The sequence below is a fragment of the Xanthomonas sp. SHU 308 genome, from assembly GCF_000364645.1.
In the GTDB taxonomy this organism is placed as follows: domain Bacteria; phylum Pseudomonadota; class Gammaproteobacteria; order Xanthomonadales; family Xanthomonadaceae; genus Xanthomonas_A; species Xanthomonas_A sontii.
Genome location: NZ_AQOK01000219.1, coordinates 1 through 2,805, shown reverse-complemented (window position 1 = coordinate 2,805; position 2,805 = coordinate 1). Strand labels below are relative to the sequence as shown.

Annotated in this window: 4 protein-coding genes; all 4 read left to right on the top strand. The window is 72.6% G+C overall.

Features of this window, described 5'->3' with window-relative positions; genetic code table 11:
- Positions 1–40: 40 nt before the first annotated feature.
- Positions 41–1,369, top strand: coding sequence for a S8 family serine peptidase (locus D588_RS0108255; protein ID WP_017915631.1), 1,329 nt, complete (start codon positions 41–43; stop codon positions 1,367–1,369).
- A gap of 8 nt (positions 1,370–1,377) precedes the next feature.
- Positions 1,378–2,184, top strand: a complete 807-nt coding sequence (locus D588_RS0108250; RefSeq protein ID WP_017915630.1) for a heme ABC transporter permease — start codon at positions 1,378–1,380, stop codon at positions 2,182–2,184.
- The gene (ccmD, locus tag D588_RS0108245; protein ID WP_017915629.1) at positions 2,181–2,393 is read left to right on the top strand and encodes a heme exporter protein CcmD; all 213 of its coding nucleotides are present in this window, start codon (positions 2,181–2,183) and stop codon (positions 2,391–2,393) included. The genes D588_RS0108250 and ccmD overlap by 4 nt, the downstream gene beginning before the upstream one ends.
- On the top strand, positions 2,377–2,805 hold a 429-nt coding region (ccmE, locus tag D588_RS0108240), incomplete at its 3' end, for a cytochrome c maturation protein CcmE (RefSeq protein ID WP_017915628.1). The genes ccmD and ccmE, both read left to right, overlap by 17 nt.

The window sequence follows — 2,805 nt, the reverse complement described above, 5'->3', positions numbered from 1 at the left end:
CCCCCGCCGGCATCCGCCTGGCGGAGCCGATCGCCGCGCCATGAAGCTGCGTCTCGCCAGCCTGCTCCTCGCCTGCCTGGGCCTGGGCGCCTGCGCCCATGCCGCGCCGGCGGCCGTCGCCGATCCGGCGCCCGCCACGGACGCCAAGGCGCCGAGCCTGGATCCGTCGCCGGCGCTTGACAGCCAACGCCAGATCGTCCTCGCCGTGGCCAACCCGATGGCCGCGCCGAGCCGCCACGCCGGCTCCAACCTGCTCGGCTACGCCTCCGCCCGCTACTACGGCGCCGGCACCCAGGCGGTCGCCACCCTGGACGCGCTGAACAAGCGCTACGGCCTGCGCCAGGTCGCCGGCTGGCCGATCAAGGCGCTGGGGCTGTACTGCGTGGTGCTGGAGCCGGCGCCGGGCAGCGACCGCGCCGCGCTGCTGGCGCAACTGGCCAAGGACGACCGGGTGGCGCTGTCGCAGCCGCTGCAGGACTTCGGCACCTATTCGACCGACAGCCAGGCTGCGGCCGCACCGGCGCAGCCGCTGCGCTACAACGATCCCTACGTGGACATGCAGCGCGGCTTCGCCGCGACCAACGCGGCCACCGCGCAGGCGCTGAGCCAGGGCCAGGGCGTGGACGTGGCGATCGTCGACACCGGCGTGGACACCGCGCACCCGGACCTGCGCGGGCGCCTGCGCAACACCCGCGACCTAGTCGCCGCCGACCCGGGCGCGTTCAATCGCGACCACCACGGCACCGAGGTCGCCGGCATCATCGCCGCCGGCAGCAACAACCACCAGGGCATCGTCGGCATCGCGCCGAAGGCGATGCTCGACGTGTACAAGGCCTGCTGGTATCCGCAGCGCCCCGGCGCCGGCGCCGGCTGCAACTCCTTCACCCTGGCCAAGGCGCTGGCGGCGATCGGCGACACCCGCACCCGCATCATCAATCTCAGCCTCGGCGGCCCGGCCGACCCGCTGCTGCGCAAGCTGCTGGAACAGCTGCTGCGCGAGGGCCGCATCGTGGTCGCGGCGATGCCGCCCAACGGCCGCCTGGACGGGTTTCCCGACGGCATTCCCGGGGTGATCGTGGTGCGCAGCAGCGCCACCGCCCCGGCGCCGGCGGGCGTGCTCAGCGCGCCGGGCGAGGACATCCTCACCACCCAGCCCAACGGCGGCTACGACTTCACTTCCGGCTCGTCGATGGCCACTGCCCACGTCAGCGGCGTGGTCGCGCTGCTGCTGGCACTGGCCCCGCAACTGGACGCGCGCAGCGTGCACGAGCTGCTGCTGCGCACCAGCCGCACGCGCGACGGCCTATTGCAGGTCGACGCCGCCGCCGCGGTACAGGCGTTGCCGCGCAGCGCTCCCCTCGCCCGCTGAAGGCCCCCATGCGTTCCTGGATTCCGCTCTGGTTGCACCGGCTCGGCGCGCCGCCGACCTTCTACCGCGTGGCCGGCGCGGTGCGCCCGTGGAGTCTGGCCGCGGCCGTGCTGCTCGGCGCCGTGGCCTGTTACGGCGGGCTGGTGCTGGCGCCGCCGGATTACCAGCAGCATGACGCCTACCGCATCATGTTCGTGCACGTGCCGTGCGCGTGGATGAGCCTGTTCGTCTACGCCGCGATGGGCCTGGCCGGCCTGGTCGCGCTGGTGTGGCGGGTGAAACTGGCGGAAATCGCCTGCATGGCCTCGGCGCCGATCGGCGCGGCCTTTACCTTCGTCACCCTGTGCACCGGCTCGCTGTGGGGCCGGCCGATGTGGGGCACCTGGTGGACCTGGGACGCGCGGCTGACCTCGGAACTGGTGCTGCTGTTCCTGTATCTGGGCGTGATCGGCCTGCACCGCGCCATCGACGATCCGCGCCAGGGCGCGCGCGCCGCCGCGCTGCTGGCGCTGGTCGGGCTGATCAACCTGCCGATCGTGCATTACTCGGTGGTGTGGTGGAACACCCTGCACCAGGGCTCCACGGTGCGCGTGCTGGGCCCGTCGAAGATGCCGCTGTCGATGCTGTGGCCGCTGCTGACCGGCGTGGTCGCCAGCAAGTGCTACTACGTCGCCAGCCTGTGCGGACGCATGCGCAGCGACTTGCTGGCGCTGGAGCGCGGCAAGGCCTGGGTGCGTGCGATCGCGTTGCAGGCCGCGCCGGTGCCGGCGACGCCCGCCGATGCCGTGCCGCTGCCTGCGGAGCACGCGGCATGAGCGGGTTCTGGGCGATGGGCGGCTACGCCGTCTACGTGTGGAGCGCGTACGCGCTGGCCCTGGTGGTTCTGCTCCTGGACAGCGTGCTGCCGCGCCGCCGCCAGCGCCGCCTGCTCGCCGACATCCGTGCGCAAGTGGCGCGCGAACAGGCACGCCGTGCCCGCGGCAACGTTGCGACCAACGGAGCGCGCAATGCATCCCACCCGTAAGCGCCGCCTGCTGCTGGTGCTGCTGTTGCTCGGCGCCGCGGCGCTGGCCACCGGCCTGTTCGTGCTGGCCCTGCAGCACAACGTCAGCTACCTGTTCACCCCCAGCCAGGTGCAGGCCGGCGCGGCCCGGGACTACCGGGTGTTCCGGCTCGGTGGCATGGTCAAGGCCGGCTCGATCACGCGCAGCGCCGATGCGCTGCAGGTGCAGTTCACCGTGATCGACAAGGCCGGTGCCACCGCGGTCGCCTACACCGGCATCCTGCCCGACCTGTTCCGCGACAACCAGGCGGTGATCGCCACCGGCTCGATGCAGGGCGCGCGCTTCGTCGCCACCGAAGTGCTGGCCAAGCACGACGAGACCTACATGCCGCAGGAACTGAAGGACGCGATGGCGCAGGCGCATGCCGATCGC

What these genes read in the sequence shown, in the direction of transcription:
- D588_RS0108250 (WP_017915630.1), top strand. Translation starts at nt 1,378, where the DNA reads ATGCGTTCCTGGATTCCGCTCTGGTTGCACCGGCTCGGCGCGCCGCCG.
- D588_RS0108255 (WP_017915631.1), top strand. Translation starts at nt 41, where the DNA reads ATGAAGCTGCGTCTCGCCAGCCTGCTCCTCGCCTGCCTGGGCCTGGGC.
- ccmD (WP_017915629.1), top strand. Translation starts at nt 2,181, where the DNA reads ATGAGCGGGTTCTGGGCGATGGGCGGCTACGCCGTCTACGTGTGGAGC.